Annotated in this window: 13 protein-coding genes and 1 pseudogene; 7 read left to right on the top strand and 7 right to left on the bottom strand. The window is 45.6% G+C overall.

The window, feature by feature from the left end; translation table 11 throughout:
• Nucleotides 1-27: 27 nt before the first annotated feature.
• The 4 genes from JCM15548_RS05395 to JCM15548_RS05385 all read right to left on the bottom strand — a co-directional run bounded on the left by JCM15548_RS05395 (nt 28) and on the right by JCM15548_RS05385 (nt 6413).
• Nucleotides 28-1509 carry a RagB/SusD family nutrient uptake outer membrane protein gene (locus JCM15548_RS05395; RefSeq protein ID WP_227625506.1) on the bottom strand — a complete coding sequence of 494 codons (1482 nt, stop codon included), beginning with the start codon at nt 1507-1509 and terminating at the stop codon, nt 28-30.
• Nucleotides 1452-1739: a hypothetical protein gene (locus tag JCM15548_RS23125; RefSeq protein WP_227625505.1), complete on the bottom strand. Its 288-nt coding sequence runs from the start codon at nt 1737-1739 to the stop codon at nt 1452-1454. Before JCM15548_RS23125 ends, JCM15548_RS05395 begins: the two co-directional genes overlap by 58 nt.
• A gap of 19 nt (nt 1740-1758) precedes the next feature.
• Nucleotides 1759-5001, bottom strand: coding sequence for a SusC/RagA family TonB-linked outer membrane protein (locus JCM15548_RS05390; RefSeq protein WP_062123061.1), 3243 nt, complete (start codon nt 4999-5001; stop codon nt 1759-1761).
• Nucleotides 5002-5579: 578 nt separating this feature from the next.
• Nucleotides 5580-6413 carry a hypothetical protein gene (locus JCM15548_RS05385; RefSeq protein ID WP_062123059.1) on the bottom strand — a complete coding sequence of 278 codons (834 nt, stop codon included), beginning with the start codon at nt 6411-6413 and terminating at the stop codon, nt 5580-5582.
• A 101-nt stretch (nt 6414-6514) separates the two neighbouring features.
• Here JCM15548_RS05385 and JCM15548_RS05380 point away from each other — a divergent pair, with 101 nt between their 5' ends.
• A complete protein-coding gene (locus JCM15548_RS05380; protein ID WP_062123056.1) occupies nt 6515-7447 on the top strand; it encodes a DMT family transporter in 933 nt (310 codons plus the stop codon).
• Here the strand turns inward: JCM15548_RS05380 and recJ are convergent.
• The 3 genes and pseudogenes from recJ to lipA form a co-directional block, all read right to left on the bottom strand.
• Nucleotides 7416-9131, bottom strand: a complete 1716-nt coding sequence (recJ, locus tag JCM15548_RS05375; RefSeq protein WP_062123052.1) for a single-stranded-DNA-specific exonuclease RecJ — start codon at nt 9129-9131, stop codon at nt 7416-7418. The two genes, JCM15548_RS05380 and recJ, sit on opposite strands and share 32 nt — an antisense overlap.
• 109 nt (nt 9132-9240) lie before the next feature.
• A pseudogene (lipB, locus tag JCM15548_RS05370) lies at nt 9241-9909 on the bottom strand (lipoyl(octanoyl) transferase LipB); the annotation flags it as partial.
• 31 nt (nt 9910-9940) lie between these two features.
• Nucleotides 9941-10861 (bottom strand): lipoyl synthase, encoded by a 921-nt coding sequence (gene lipA, locus JCM15548_RS05365; protein WP_083984984.1) that lies wholly within the window; start codon nt 10859-10861, stop codon nt 9941-9943.
• Nucleotides 10862-11158: 297 nt separating this feature from the next.
• On the opposite strand from lipA, the gene lysS reads away from it, so the two are divergent.
• From lysS to JCM15548_RS05335, 6 genes are all read left to right on the top strand, one after another.
• Nucleotides 11159-12886: a lysine--tRNA ligase gene (lysS, locus tag JCM15548_RS05360; protein WP_062123041.1), complete on the top strand. Its 1728-nt coding sequence runs from the start codon at nt 11159-11161 to the stop codon at nt 12884-12886.
• 32 nt (nt 12887-12918) lie between these two features.
• Entirely contained in the window at nt 12919-13917 is a 999-nt protein-coding gene (locus JCM15548_RS05355) for an NAD(P)H-dependent glycerol-3-phosphate dehydrogenase (RefSeq protein WP_062123038.1), read from the top strand.
• Nucleotides 13918-14118: 201 nt separating this feature from the next.
• The gene (locus JCM15548_RS05350; protein WP_157482448.1) at nt 14119-14736 is read left to right on the top strand and encodes a hypothetical protein; all 618 of its coding nucleotides are present in this window, start codon (nt 14119-14121) and stop codon (nt 14734-14736) included.
• A 42-nt stretch (nt 14737-14778) separates the two neighbouring features.
• The gene (locus tag JCM15548_RS05345; protein WP_062123032.1) at nt 14779-14964 is read left to right on the top strand and encodes a hypothetical protein; all 186 of its coding nucleotides are present in this window, start codon (nt 14779-14781) and stop codon (nt 14962-14964) included.
• The gene (locus JCM15548_RS05340; protein WP_062123029.1) at nt 14957-15757 is read left to right on the top strand and encodes a T9SS type A sorting domain-containing protein; all 801 of its coding nucleotides are present in this window, start codon (nt 14957-14959) and stop codon (nt 15755-15757) included. Before JCM15548_RS05345 ends, JCM15548_RS05340 begins: the two co-directional genes overlap by 8 nt.
• Nucleotides 15754-16538, top strand: a 785-nt coding sequence (locus JCM15548_RS05335) for a hypothetical protein (RefSeq protein WP_157482446.1), incomplete at its 3' end; no start/stop codon positions are given. The genes JCM15548_RS05340 and JCM15548_RS05335, both read left to right, overlap by 4 nt.

Below are 16538 nucleotides of genomic sequence, written 5' to 3'. Positions count from 1 at the left end.
AGTATTTCAATAAAAAATCTCAAGGCCTTAATAGCTAAACTGACTGATATCTACTTCTACCGCATCCTCCAACAAATGTTTGTTCATGGTCAGATCCGTATCCGGGAAGGGCAGTTTAAAATGTGAATCGGTCACATTCGGTGCCGGTGTATCCTCATTGTAATAGGTCACTTCCGGATCCAGCGTTCCACTTTCATAAAAAGCCATCAGTCCGTTATAAGTACTGCGTCGCTGAGCTTTAAGCTCATTAATCGCCCGGGAGGGATTGTAATAATGCAAACGCACATAATCGTACCACCGGTCACCTTCGGTAGCCAATTCTAAACGCCGCTCCTTCCAAATATCATCAAAGGTAAGCACACTTAAGAAATCAGTTGTCTCCAAAAACTCCTCATATGGCTTACCAAATGCACGGGCACGTACCCGGTTAACCATTTCTAGAGCCTTGGCATTAGAAGTGGAAGACTGATTACCCAAAACGGCTTCCGCATATATCAGATAGACATCCGACAGTCGGAGCAAATGCGTACTTAAACCAGTCGCCATATTGGCCATTCCATAACCCAGGCCCAATACATGGTCGTTGTTATTTCCCACCAAATGCTTGACCTGATTGGCACCCGTTGGCGTTTGAATCTCTCCTTGAACATTCAGCACATAGTCGGCCCAGTCAAAGCCTCCCTTGTCTGCCCAAAAATAGTCATAGACATCACCATACATCATCATGGTAGCTTTGCGGCGCGTATCCCGATTGCGTCGCTCCAAACTCAAAGCATTCTCCCCAAAAGCATCCTGCAAATCCACAGAAGGTCCGGCATAACCACCCCAGGTATCACCAAATTCAGAAAACCCGGTCAAGGCCAAATCTGACTGCAAACTGTTTTGCTGGGTCCAGGGATCCCTGTCACCCCGCCAATGCCAGGCCAGGAGACTTTCAGAGGATTGATTGTTTTCCAATCTGAAAACATCAGAAAAGACGGGGACCAATTCCCGACCGCTTTCCTCAATCACCTTCAAAGCATAAGCAGCAGCCTGATCCAGATCGGACTGATCGCGACTTCCATCCATTCCGTAACCCGACCTGGTCAGATACACCTTAGACAATAATCCATAGGCAGAATAGCGGTCGATTCGACCAGGTGCATTTTCCTCTGGCAGCCACTCAATGGCTTGTTCCAGTGTCATGACAATGTAATCATAGACATTGGGTATGGTCGCCTTATACTTATCATTATAGGTTCCGGAAGCGATCTCGGCTGAGTTGTTGTGCACAATGGGCACCTCTCCAAAAACACGAACCAGGTAAAAATAGGTCATGGCCTTCCAAACAAGCGCTTCACCCTTTACCGTTAGTTTGGTGGTTTCGCTCACCTCGGGACCTGTCTTCATATCAATATTTTCAATAATACCATTACAATAGGCATTCACCGACCACAAAGAAGCCGACATGTTCACCAAATCCTCATCCGTCGAGTTAATGGTAAAAGTCTGATAGGAAGATCCCCCCAATAATAGTTACCTGCCAGCACTTCACCCACCTTAAAGAACCCGCGCTGGAAATCATACCAGGGCGAACTATAAATAGGGTTGACGGCCTGAAAGCACTGCTCATCTGTCTGGTAGAAATTATCCACATTGTAATTATCCTCCGTTGGGCGTTCCAGAAAGTCCTCACAGGAACTTGCGCCCACCAGAACGAAAATGGCCAATGTCACATTTCTTAATATATTTTTTCTCATCTGATTGTTTTTTTGGTTACTAGAATGACAAATTCAATCCCAAAGTGAATACCTGAGGGGCAGGATAGCGTCCATTATCCAGACCGTACACATTGTTACTCAATGTACTCACACCTACCTCCGGATCATAGCCCGAATATTCGGTGAAGGTATAAACGTTTTGTATATTCATGTAAACACGAACATTGTCCACACTGTAACGACGGGTCAAATGTCCCGGAATGGTATAACCCAGGGTAATGTTCTTAATACGCAGGTAAGAACCATCTTCCACGTAGCGATCGCTGATGCGATCATTATCATTCGGATCATTGGCAATGACTCTTGGAATTTTGGTGTCCGGATTGGCCACACGCACGTTAGAAATATCCTCGTTCCACGCCCATGCAATAGATGCATTGTCGATGGTTGTCGCCGGATAACTCTTGTTGGCGTCCACGGCCACCAAACGCGCCCGGTCCGTCACCAAAGCCAGCTGATTGTCCCAAACACTCTTCATGTTAGAGAGCTGCATGGCTGTATAATTATAGATCTTATTCCCATAAGAGCCATTCAGAAACAAGGCCAAATCAAAGTTCTTATACCGGAAGGAATTGGTAACACCAAAGGTGAATTTGGGCATCGGAGAACCAATATTGGTGCGGTCATACTCATCAATCACACCATCGGGTTTTCCGTCCGGTCCGCTGACATCGGCAAATTTCAAGTCGCCCACCCAAGCAGTATTATAACGGTCAAAACTGACACCATCTTCCGGATACTTGGCCGGTTTGGGAGAATTCTGCAAATCGGCCAGATCTTCATAAACACCCACCACTTTATATCCGTAAAAATTGTAAAGCGGTTCTCCAATATTCGTGACAGTTACCACATCGCTCCACTGTCCGTACCCCTCAATATGCGCATTGGCAGTGCCATCCAATGCTTCCAGGGTGTTTTTATTGGCAGACCACTGGATATCCGTTTCCCATTCAAAAGCGCCCACTATGTTGCGGGTATTCAAAGATACCTCGATCCCCTTATTGTTAATGGTTCCATAGTTCCCTTTTGGAGGCGCCAAAGCAGAAGACTGATTGCCACGGGTGCCCATATAAGATGGCAGTTGCAAATCCATCAGCATATCTTCAGATGTTTTGTCATACACGTCCACTACCAAATTGATGCGATCACGGAACAAGCCTAAATCCAGACCCAGATTTAACTGCTCCTGTGTTTCCCATTTAATATAGGGATTGGCAATGTTGCTTTGTCTAAAGCCCATACCTAAGCCGGATGGCATCCGGCTAATAGCAGATCCCCAGGCGTAACCACCAATACTGGAATTACCTGTTTGTCCCCAACCAAAGCGGAGCTTACCGTTGCTAAGAACATGGCTCATGTCCTGAAAGAAAGCCTCTTCGGTAAAGCGCCAGGAACCTGCAAAAGCATGAAAATTAGCCCAGCGATTTTTGGGTCCGAAGTTAGACGAGCCATCCCGACGGAAAGTGTAGGTCAGATAGTAGCGACTATCAAAATTATATGTCAAACGACCAAAGAAAGAAGCCATGGCGGAACTGCCAAAGCCGGAAGTTATTTTGGCTTCGCTTCCCAACACCGGGTTCCGCACCTCATTGCCAGGCAAGCCCAGTCCGATCACCCTTTGCTGTTCCCATTCTGACTCCCAGGCTTCCTGTCCCACCATCAGCGAATAGGAATGGGAATTATAATCATCCGCATAGGTCAGGTAATTTTTAAGCTGATAGTAGGTATTGTTATTACGCTGAATAGAACTCTCATTAATGCCTCTGGTCCAGTTACCGTAAGTCACCTCCGGTAGAAACACTTCTCCTCTGGAGCCGCCAATGTCATAGCCCAGTTCAGAGTGCCAGGTCAGATTACTTATCGGATTAATATCCAAATAGATGCTCCCATTTAGCTTATCCCGCTCCAGCAACAGATCCTCATCCTGCGCCTTGGCAATGGGATTGATTCGGGTATATCCTTCTCTCACCTCGGAGGCATATCCCCCATCGATGTTATAAATAGGTATATCGGGAGGCGTCAGCAAAGAATAAGTAATAATACCTTCGGTACCTTCCGCCAGACCTAAGCGTTCATCCGTCATTGAATAGGCCGTATTCAGTCCCAACTTCATCCAGGGCTTGAGTTCTGCTTCGAGATTAACCCGGAAAGAATAACGCTGGAATTCAGAACCAATAATGGTTCCCTCCTGATCCATATAAGAACCGGACACATAATAACTGACGCCATTAGCGCCGCCTTGTGCGGAAACCTGATGCTGTTGCATCGGGGCAAATTGAAAAATAGCATCCTGCCAGTTGGTACCAACCCCCAATAGAGATGGATCCTGAAATTCTGGCCGATCATCCGTGGTTCTGAAATCCATGGCCACTGTATTACTATAATCGGCAAATTCCCGCAAATTCATCATATCCAAACGATTCACCTGCCGCTGAATGCCATACATGCCATCATAAACAAATTTGGCCTGACCAGACTTACCTTTCTTAGTGGTTATCAGAATAACGCCATTGGCACCCTGGGCACCATAAATGGCGGTAGCAGAGGCATCCTTAAGAATCTCCATAGACTCAATGTCGGAAGGGTTAAGCGTTGACAGGGGTGAGACAGCAGATATGTTACCGTTTCCGAGTCTGTCACCCAGACCCAAAGAAGCGCCGCTGGCTCCTCCACCTTGTAAGATCACACCATCTACCACATAGAGCGGCTCCGCACCGGAATTGATGGTCGATTGGCCCCGCACCCTTATTGATACCGAAGCACCGGGAGCCCCCGAAGTAGCCATTGAGCTAACACCGGCAGCACGCCCTTGCAAGGCCTGATCAATATTGGTGATAACGGACCCTTTGATTTGGTCTTCTCCAACAGAAACTGAAGCACCTGACAGGTCACTTTTTTTCATGGTACCATACCCCACTACGACCACTTCATCCAGTCGCAAATCAGAGCTTTCCATCCTGACATGGATCACGGACCTGCCAGCTACTTCCACTCTTTGATTTTTAAAACCGATAAAGCTAAAAATTAAAACATCACTGCCTTCCGGCATAACAATATTGTAATTTCCGTCCATATCAGATACCACACCAGTTGTGGTCCCCTCAACGGCAATGGTTACACCGGGTAAGGGTTCACTGGTGTTGTCAGTCACGGTTCCAGTGACTGTCCTTGTCTGCCCAAAAACCATCCAATGGCTCAGGAGTAGAACACAAACAGACAACAAACGCAGATTTTTTGTCATAAGTATTTAATTTAATTGAATAAAGGTTTGAAATTGGCTCACAAAACAAAACACATGAAAATGTATCAAAATGCTAATATTTGCTATTTTAAGTTTCAAGCATAGTGCTTTTTCATCTTTTGATCCGTACATCATCATCGGGGTATGTTAGAATCATAAACTTTATACCTTGGGTCTAAATTTTCTTCTTAGTGTTAAAAATACACTTTTATAGACGACTCAAAATTAGCACCCATTTCTTGAGAAGACTAATACTTTTTTATCAAAAATTTATATTATTCCATCTTTATTAACCTTTATTAACATCGGAATGCTCGACCAAGGTCTCCAGCACATACTGGCGAAAAAAAGCCCCCATTTTGGAATACAAGAAAGGATTGAACACAAATTGCAGGAGCAGCACCCCAACAAACTTTGGAAAAGCTGAACATTAAGGAGCTCATGAACCGCTTGTCATCTACCTTCAAGCCAAGCAACAGAAATAGCCTAAGAAACAGGATCAGAAGTTACAGTCTATTAAATAAAAAAGCTGCCTCAGGGCAGCTTTTTTTATTTAACAGAGGATAGAATCAGAGAATCTACTCTACCATTTTGCTTCTGACAATATTCACTTCCTGAATAATACGCTCCATTTGGGATTCCGTAATGGATCCGGCATCCACCGAGTTGTAGATGTCATGAACGGGTTTCAGATCAGCCATAACTTCAGCAATGGCCGGTTTTTCCTTGACCACTTCCATCAAACTCATCAGGGTATTCAATGAAGACTTCTGGTCCATCACAATTTTGACCATCTCCTTATTATTAAAAGTGTCTTCGGAAATGTGCGTCACGATATACAAAGCCTCTACCCAGCTACCAGCCAGAACGAGCATTGAAACAGAACCTCTGTCGGCCTGGTTCAGGTACTCATAAGTATCGTAAAAAGTATTGGTGATCAAATTCACAAGGGCATCCTTATTGTCCTGATTGGCTTCAATTTCCTCAACAATATCGGGGCTGATGGCACCGGAGATATTCAAGGCGTCAATCAGTTTCTTGGAAACATCCATATAATCAATGGTGGCCTGCTTTTGGTTGTAGGTACTCGCATAACTCAGGTCGGCACTATAAACCCCCAGGTTGATGGCTTTGGCTTTCTCCGTCAGGTAACGCTCCACGTTGGATACGGGATTGGACAAGGTAAGAATATAGGCAGCACCGATGCGATTCAGCATTTCGGTGACTTCAAAGGTAGTTGGCAAGGGATATACAAACTCACGAACATCCTGCTCAACACGCGCTTTCTCAAGTTTTTCGCCGCTTTCACCACTGTCTCCTGAGGATTTGCGTTGCATGTTACAGGCAGAAAGCAAAAAGACGCCTATGGCTAAAAGACCGATTATGCTTTTGGGATTAAAGAGTTGTCTCATAATATTGACTGTTTTATTGTTTCTACAAATATAACTCATAATAATTTATTTTGTGCAGCCTTGTTGTATTTTTGCAAACGCATAATCAACGGTTCTTAAATATGACCAATTCCACCAAAGGAATATTATTGGCCTCCACCACTGCCATCATGTGGGGCGTTTTAGCCATTGCGCTAAAAGTCGCGCTCAATTACATCGATTCTTACACCATTGTCTGGTGGCGGTTTACCGCATCATTCCTCACGCTGGCCGTTTTTATGGGCATCCGGAATCCCCGTTCTCTCAATATATTAAAACGTCCACCCTGGTTGTTGCTATTGGCCGGCTTGCTCCTGGGGATTAATTTTATCGGCTTCCAGCAAGGGGTCTTTTATTCCGGTCCCGCAGTGACCCAAATCATTATACAGGCTGGTCCGGTTCTTCTGGCATTAACCGGCTTTCTCTTCTTTAAGGAGGCCGTGACAGCTGTGCGCATCACCGGTTTTATACTGGCAGCTGTGGGGTTTTTCTTTTTCTATCACGCGCAACTCGAGTCACTGCCCGCCAAAACAGACCTGCAAATAGGTGTTTTGTGGACCGTCATCGGGGCCTTTACGTGGACGGGTTATGCCATTATTAATAAAGTGATGGTTCGTAAAACCCCGCCCATGCAAGTCAATTTAATTCTTTACGGCCTTCCCATGCTGCTCTACATTCCTCTGGCCGACTTTGGCGCCTTGTTTCAGGCACACTCTGCAGCCATCTGGTTGCTGTTCCTGTTTTTAGCCTTCAACACCCTCCTGGCCTACGGAAGTTTATCCATGGCGCTCAAATATACAGAAGCCAATAAAATCAGCATCATCGTCACCCTGAATCCCATCATCACATTTATATTGCTGGAAATTCTTTTGTGGGGCAATGTACACTGGTTTGATTCACCGGCCATGGCCCCTTTGGCCTATGTGGGCGCCATCATTGTTCTGATTGGGGCGGTTCTGGCCGTTGGTGCACGAAAAAGAAAAGTTAATGCGGGAAACGTAAATCCTTTACCATAATCTGAATGGAGGTTTTGCCGTTGAACACATTCTCTTCAATGGAATATACCACATCAAAAGGGTCGCCGCTTTTCACCTTATCGATATGTGCGCCCATAGAAAAACCCACTCCCTGGATAATCGAACTCGAATTTTCTTCAATGAGCTCCAATTTCAGATGATCCCGGTTTTTTCCCACCACCTTACTGGTGCCATAATCGATGACACGGCGGGTAACAAACAAGGGTTTCATGTTGCCGGGACCAAAGGGCATAAATTGTTTAAGGATGCGAAAAAATTTGCTGTTGATGTCCTTCAATGAGATTTCCGCATCAATTTCTATTTGCGGAACAAGTTGTTCCGGCAGGATGTGACGACTCACATAAGATTCAAAACGTTCCTTGAATTGTTCGATGTGCTCAATGGACATGGTTAATCCGGCCGCATACATATGTCCCCCAAAATTAATCAACAAATCGCTGCAGGATTCAATGGCACTGTAGAGATCAAAACCATGGACCGAGCGCGCCGATCCGGTAGCGACCCCCTGGCTTTCGGTCAGAATAACCGTGGGTCGGTAATAGTGATCGGTCAGGCGAGACGCCACAATACCGATGACGCCCTTGTGCCAGTCAGGTTTAAAAAGCACCGTTGATTTTTTCTCCCGCTCTGACGGATGGCTGTTGAGCATCTCCAAAGCCTCCTGAGTGGTCAGCCGATCCAAATCCTTACGCGTTTCGTTGTGGACATTGATGTTATCACTCATCCGCTTGGCCAGCGACTCATCATCACTGATGAGCAGTTCTACCGCATCGCGACCGGACTCAATGCGCCCGGCTGCATTGATGCGCGGACCAATTTTAAAAACGATGTCACTCAACATAAACTCCCGCTTTTCCATATTGGCAATGCGGATGATACTTTGCAAGCCAGTGCGGGGGGTCGTGTTCAGGCGCAATAGTCCGAAAGCCGCCATGATCCGGTTTTCACCGGTAATGGAGACAATATCAGAAGCCACGCTCACCGCTACCAAATCCAGGTATTCATACAATTCTTCTTCCGGATAACCATGGTGTCGACAAAAAGCCTGCATGAACTTAAAGCCTACACCGCAACCCGACAGGTCCTTAAAAGGATAGGGGCAGTCGGGCCGCTTGGGGTCCAGACAAGCCACGGCTTCGGGCAAGTGCTCTCCGGGTGTATGGTGATCACACACAATAAAATCAATCCCAAATTTGGCGGCATATTTCACCTTGTTGATGGCTTTGATGCCACAATCGAGGGAAATAATCAACCGACAGCCGGCATCGGCAGCAGTTTCTATGCCTTGGGAGGATACGCCGTAGCCCTCCTTGTACCGGTCGGGGATATAAAACTCCAGATTGGGATAATAGCGCCGCAAAAAAGAATAGACCAATGCCACAGAAGTAGTGCCATCCACATCATAATCACCATAAATCATGATTTTCTCCCCGTTGCGGATGGCCGAATTCAAACGCCCAATGGCGATGTCCATATCCTTCATGAGGAAGGGATCGTGCAAATCTTCCAGGGCCGGACGAAAAAAGGCTTTGGCAGAATTAAAGTCCGTCACATTTCTCTGCCCCAACAAATTAGCCAGAATAGGATCCACGTTAATGGTCCTCACCAGTTCATCCACAAGTGCCTCATCGGTTTTTTCTAATACGGTCCAGCGCTTTTCCATTTTTTAGTACAACAGTTTAACCCTCAAAGGTAACTTTTTTGAAACGGCTGTCATAGAATAGACCAGAATACTTATCAAGAAAAAAAGACTTGGTGTAGGGCCGAGAATATCAGGCCAGCGTTAACCCAAAAGCAGCAGACAGCTTTTTAAACAGCAAGTCTTTCACCGCTTCCATGGATTGCGGAGCACCCAGCTCTTTCTCAAGCGATGTTACGCCTTTATCAATAAAGCCGCAGGGATTGATGTGCCGGAAATATTCCAGATTGGTGTTCACATTGAAGGCGAAGCCATGCATGGAGACAAAACGACTGGCGCGTACGCCAATGGCACTGATTTTACGGGCCTTTTGGGGTTGATCCACATCCAGCCAAACACCGGTCGCCCCTTCCAGGCGACTGGCCCTTATGCCCAAATCGGCCAGCGCAGAAATAAGCGCTTCCTCCAACAAATGGATGTACTCCTTAATTCCGATTCCCAATGCCTCCAGATCAAAAATGGGATAGCCGACTATTTGCCCCGGCCCGTGATAGGTAATGTCACCTCCACGATTAATTTTGTAAAATCTGGCCTCAATTTTTTCGAGTAGTTCATCGGTTATTAACAGATTGGAAGGTGCGCCGCTCTTGCCCAAAGTAAAAACATGCGGATGTTCACAAAACAACAGGTGATTAACCACCGGCTTTTTAGCCGCGGGGTTCTCGCGGTTGTAGAGTTTGGCGGCCACCACCTCTTCAAACAACTGTTCTTGTAAATCCCAGGCTTCTTTGTAATCAATAAGGCCAGATCTTTGAAATCAAATTGTACGCTCATTATTTCTTCAGTGCATTAATATGACGCTCGGCGTGGTAGGAAGATCGTACCAGGGGGCCACTTTCCACAAATTTAAAACCCCTTTTCAGACCTTCGGTTTCGTAAAACTTAAACTGTTCAGGTGTGATGTATTCCTCCACCTTCAGATGCTCGGGCGAGGGCTGTAGATACTGACCAATGGTCAGGACACTGACACCTATGGCTGCCAAATCATCCATGGTTTCCAGTACCTCTTGTTCTTTTTCACCCAGACCCAGCATCAGGCCCGATTTGGCCACCACGCCAGCCGCTGCAATGTACTTCAAAACATCCATACTGACATCATACTTGGCCCTGGAGCGAATTTGCGGCGTTAAACGACGCACCGTTTCAACGTTGTGGCTGATGACTTCCGGCCGGGCATCCATCACCTGCTGTATCAAATTGGTCATCCCCTGAAAATCTGGAATCAAAACCTCCATGGTGGTCCCCGGGTTCATTTCTTTCACCTTTTGAATGGTTTCCACCCAGATTCCCGCACCACCATCCGGCAAATCATCCCGGTCCACCGACGTAATTACCGCATGTTTCAGCTTCATAATTTGAATGGATCTGGCAATACGAATTGGTTCTTTGAAATCGACAGGCCCCGGCTTACCGGTCTTCACATTACAAAATTTACAGGCCCGGGTGCAAATATCGCCCAATATCATGAAGGTAGCCGTACCATTACCCCAGCATTCTGCGGCATTGGGACATTTACCACTGGTGCAAATCGTGTGCAATTTATGGTCGCGGATGGTTTTGTTCATCCAGTTATAATTGCCGGTACTGGGCAATTGGATTTTCAACCAATCGGGTTTAGATATGCGTCTTTTTACGTTTTCCATAATTTCTTCAAGCTTCTTAATAGGCTGTCTACACCTCTGCAAAAGTAACATAAATTGGAAAGCTGTTAAAGTTTCCTCCTTCCAAATGTGTTGCAGAGAAGACAATTACTTTATCACGTGCATAACGTCCCAGTCCATCCTTTGTTCAAAACCTGAAATTTCAGCCCTTACCTGCCAGTTCCGAAGGAGCAAAACATGGGTGGCTGAAGATTGTCCCTGCAAGTTCCAACTGACCAATTATTTAAAAAGAATTTTCACAGGTGAAAGTTTCCTCTACTTTTTTATATTGCGTAATTTGAAGTTATCTTTGCATCCGTTTTGAACATTTGACACATAATATACCAACACATGGATCATCTTGAATTGAGCGAGCAGGAACAAATACGTCGCGACAGTCTGAACGAACTCAACAAACTGGGCATAAACGCCTTTCCGGCCGAAGAATACCCTGTCAGCCACTACTCTACAGATATTTTAGAGAATTTCGAGGGCAATGAAGACCAGTACACCGAAGTCTGTCTGGCCGGCCGCATCATGGGCCGCCGCATCATGGGCAGCGCCTCTTTTGCGCAAATCAAAGACGCCAAAGGCCGCATCCAGATCTACATCCGTCGCGATGACATCTGCGAAGGCGAAGACAAAACCATGTACAACACGGTATTTAAACGCTTGCTTGATATTGGGGACATTATTGGGGTAAAAGGACATGTTTTTAGAACGCAGACCGGAGAAATATCGGTTCATGTGACCGAACTGACCGTTCTGGCCAAATCCCTGAAGCCGCTTCCGGTTGTCAAAGAAAAGGATGGTCAAATTTATGATGCTTTCACCGACCCTGAACAACGTTACCGTCAGCGCTATGTGGATCTGATTGTGAACGACCAGGTGAAAGACACCTTTTTAAAGCGCAGTAAAATTATCAATACCATGCGCCAGTTTTTCAACGAAAAGGGCTACCTCGAAGTGGAGACTCCCATCCTGCAAGCCATCCCCGGTGGCGCAGCAGCACGTCCCTTTGCGACCCACCACAATGCCCTGAATATCCCCCTCTACCTGCGCATTGCCAATGAACTGTATTTGAAACGCCTTATTGTAGGGGGTTTTGAAGGGGTGTATGAATTTGCCAAGGACTTTCGCAACGAGGGCATGGACCGCACCCACAATCCGGAGTTTACCGTCATGGAAATCTATGTGGCCTATAAGGACTATAAGTGGATGATGGATTTTACCGAGGAGATGATAGAACGCGTGGCTTTGGCCTTGCATGGCCGTACCAAAGTGAAACTGGGCGACCAGGAAATTGATTTTAAGCGGCCCTTCAAACGCATCACCATGCTGGACGCCATTAAGGAGCACACCGGCATCGATATAGCCGGGATGAATGAAGCACAGCTCCATGAGGTTTGCAAGCAAATGGGTATTGAAACAGATGCTTCCATGGGCAAGGGCAAATTGATCGACGAAATTTTTGGCGAAAAATGTGAAGGGCATTACATTCAGCCCACCTTTATCACCGACTATCCCGTTGAAATGTCGCCCCTCTGCAAGAAACACCGGGAAAACCCGGAACTGACCGAACGCTTTGAACTCATGGTAAATGGCAAAGAATTGGCCAATGCCTACAGCGAACTGAACGACCCCATTGATCAGCTGGGCCGTTTTCAGGATCAGCTGAAGCTTTCGGAAAAAGGAGATGATGAGGCCATGTTTATCGATCAGGATTTTGTGCGCGCTCTGGAATATGGCATGCCTCCTACATCGGGAATGGGTATCGGAATTGACCGCTTAACCATGTTCATGACCAACCAGTCGTCCATTCAGGAAGTCCTCTTCTTCCCGCAAATGCGCCCCGAAAAAAAGGCGGAGAAGGATGACGACAACAAGTTCATTGCCTTGGGCATTCCTGCAGAATGGGTGCCTGCCATTCGCAAGGCCGGTTTTCACAGAACAAAAGATTTGCTTGAGGTGGAAAATCCCAATAAATTGCATCAGGATTTATGCGGGGTGAATAAGAAAAACAAATTGGGCCTCACCAATCCATCTAAAGAAGAGGTGGCGAGCTGGATAAGCAAATAACTCGGATCAGTGTTTTTGAAAAACATACAACCATGGACGTAACAACGTCAAAAATAGGAGTCGTTGGCAGTGGAAGCTGGGCAACAGCCATTGCCAAAATGGTATTAATCAACTCGGAGCGTATCAATTGGTACTTCCGGAACCCGGACCATATTGAAAAGTTCAAAAGAGTCAAACACAATCCCAATTACCTGACTTCTGTGGCTTTCAATACCGACCAGATTGATTTTTCATCTGACATCAATGAAATGGTGGAGCAGTCGGACATCCTTATTTTTGCTAATCCGTCGGCCTTTATAAAAGAGACGCTGGCCAATTTAACCGTGTCCTTGAAAGACAAGTTTATTGTGTCGGCCATCAAAGGTCTGGTGCCCGACGACAACCTGGTCATTGGCAGTTATTTTCACAAAATCCACCAGGTGCCGCTGCACCAGGTGGCCGTTATTTCCGGCCCCTGCCACGCCGAAGAGGTCGCGCTGGAGCGCCTGTCCTATCTCACCATCGCCTGTCAGGACATCAAAAAAGGCAGGGACTTTGCGGGACGCCTGCAATGCAGCTATATCAAAACGGTGGTCACCGACGACATCTACGGAACGGAATTCTCGGCCGTTTTGAAAAACATCATGGCCATTGCTTCCGGCATCTGTCACGGTTTAGGTTATGGCGACAACTTTCAGGCGGTATTGATTTCGAATGCCATCCAGGAAATCAAGCGTTTTGTTGACACCGTACATCCCATCCCACGCGACATTAAAAGCTCGGCCTATCTGGGCGATTTGTTGGTGACCTGCTATTCCCAATTTAGCAGGAACCGGACATTCGGCACCATGATTGGGAAAGGCTACTCCGTTAAAAGTGCCCAACTGGAGATGTTGATGATTGCGGAAGGCTATTATGCGGCCAAAAGCATCAAGGAAATCAATGACAAATACAAGGTGAACATGCCCATCACCGACGCGGTCTACAACATTATTTACGAGCGCATTTCACCGGCCATTGAAATTAAATTGCTGACGGAGTATTTAAGATAGGCCAAAACCGTGCAGATGGTTTTTACAAACACATTAGCTAGGCAGTAATTATTTGTTTAAAGCAGAGATTTGACCTTTAAAACATCTTCGGTTTTGAAAATTTAAACCAAAACGTCTGCTATATTTGGTTAATTTCTACCCCCCCAAAAGCTTAACAAAGCTAAATTTGTGTCGATTTACATTAACCTTAAAACCAAAGTTATGAGAATTGACACAAAAATGTGTTTGCTCCTGGGAATAATGCTCCTTGGAGGAACAATGATCAGAGCACAAGTCCCTGAAGTTGAAACAACAGGACTGGCAGCTGAAAGAAGAATGACCGAAATTAAAAAGCTTGTCGATTTGTCGTCTGCGCAGGAATCAGAATTTCAGCAACTCTGCATGACTTATCAGCTCCATCTGGATTCCGCTTTGTATTTTGAAGACGACCCCATAAGCTATGTAAACAAAATCAACAAAGCCGAAAAAGAGTTCACACAAACTTTCTACACCATTCTTACAGACAAGCAAACAACGCAATACGCCTACAACAAAGGCTATGCGGATGTTAAGAGAAAAACAGCCGACAAATTAAATCTTTTGCGGGAAACGGGGGCTTACAACGAGGCAGAACTCAAGAAAATAGAAGAACAAATCTTCAATTATCTGATGCTCGAAAAAGTAGTTTACATGCGTGACAAGCACGATGTTAGCAAACAAAAAGAAAACATCCATCGCCTAAAAGCCATTCAGCCCCAATACCTAAAAGCTGCAGAATCCCATCGTAAGCTCAAACATAACGGCCGCACCAACAATGGCAAAGTTAAGTGGGAAAAATAAGAGTCACTTTTTGTGACCAAATAATCACCAAATAAAAAAACAATGAAAAACTATATATCTGGCTGCCTTGCAGCCTTAGTGCTTGCTTTGTCCTTTCTCACAACCAACGCACAAAGTCAGACACCCTCAGCGGCTCCCTCAGATACTGCTGTAATGAAGCACGCATTGGCAGCCCTACTGGGCATCAACCGGACCTTAGATTACGAGAAGGCAAAAGGCAATGCATAAAGGACATGGATGGGTGGAAGACCTCATAGAAAATGACGAATTTTCAAAAGAAGAGGCCAAACACCAAAAAAGACACCGTAAACTAAAAAGTGGAACAACCTCTAAATTAGACACCCTTGTAAATTTTGAGAACAATGCGAAAGCAGAAGAACTGGAAGGTGACTGGGCAGGGACGTTCTATGCCTATGATTGGGCAGGGAAAGCCTTGGATCAAGAGGAGCCCATTCAAATATCAGCCCAATCTGCGGGAGAAGAACTTTGGCTTACCTGGAACTTTGGTGAACAATCGCAATTCAGATTAAAAATGATCAAAGACAAAAACAGCTGGAAGGTGGAAGAGATGATTCCATTGAACCCCAACGCAAAGCCAAACTTTGATTTCCGCCAACTGCGCCTGACCCTCCAGTCCGAAAATGATCAAAAGATTCTATATGGAAATGCCCTAAGGTACTCCAACCATACAGGAGATCGGATGCCTCCCTCGGCCTTTGCCCTTCAACCAACCAAGGCCTCCAATATACAAGACACCAGACTCTTAACCCTTTACCCCAACCCCTTCGACAACGAATTCCGCTTACAAATAAAACTCAATAGCGAAGAAGTACTCACTATTGAAGTCTTTGATGCCAAAGGAAGAAGCGTCTACAAACAAGCACCCTTCCTATTCAAGAAAGGCACGCACGACTTCCCAATAAAATTAGAAGGTGGAACACCCGGTGTATATTTTGTCCAGGTCACCGGCAGCACCATTTCAGAATCAGAAGTCATCATTAAAAAGGGAGCTGCGTTATGAGAAGTTTTCAAAGAAAATTTCGAAAGTTACAACGCGGCGTTGTAACTTCGCTTGTGCTTCTCCTTTGTCTCGGCACAGCTCAGGCCAACTGGTGGGATTTCATCGATGACACCTATGGGGACAGCGATATAGACATCAATTATTACGATGACTTTAACGACTTTATGGGTAACGCCTCAGACAATGCCGTAGACTCCTATTTCGATGCCCTATCTGGTATTGATTACGAGGACAGCAATGATTCGGATTATGCTTGGAACGGATATATTCCTACAGCCACGACCTATGGGTCATCCGGATCCTCAGATACAGGCACCTCCCAAAACGACAATTCCGCTAACGATGACTTTGACACAGAAGAAGAGGATGATGATTGCACTGACCCCTGTATTTGCCATGACGATTGTGATGAGGAAATATCTAATGGGACAACAAATAATCCTCCTGATGAAGACAAACCAACAGACAAACCAGAAGAAAAGGATTGTGATGAAGCCGATATTAAAAATGCCCAGAATGCTTCAAATAAGCTTGACGACCTTTTAAAACTACCCACCCTTAATCAGCTTGATGCCAGAATAACCGAAAGTATTCAAACTCTTGACGGAAATGGGGAACAACTATTGAGAAAACCGTACATTCCCACAAGTAATCAGGTTATAACAAATATGAATATCTATGCAAGCAATCGATTTGTTGAGGCGGGTTATACATTTGAATCTAGGCCGAGCGGCTCCTTTGTATCTAACCTAATAACGGGTAGTGCGTATAGCATTAATTT

Origin of the sequence: Geofilum rubicundum JCM 15548, from assembly GCF_000974365.1 — a bacterium.
Taxonomy (GTDB): Bacteria; Bacteroidota; Bacteroidia; order Bacteroidales; family Marinilabiliaceae; genus Geofilum; species Geofilum rubicundum.
Note: the sequence above shows the minus strand (reverse complement) of the source record. Positions and strands in the feature narration are given on the sequence as shown.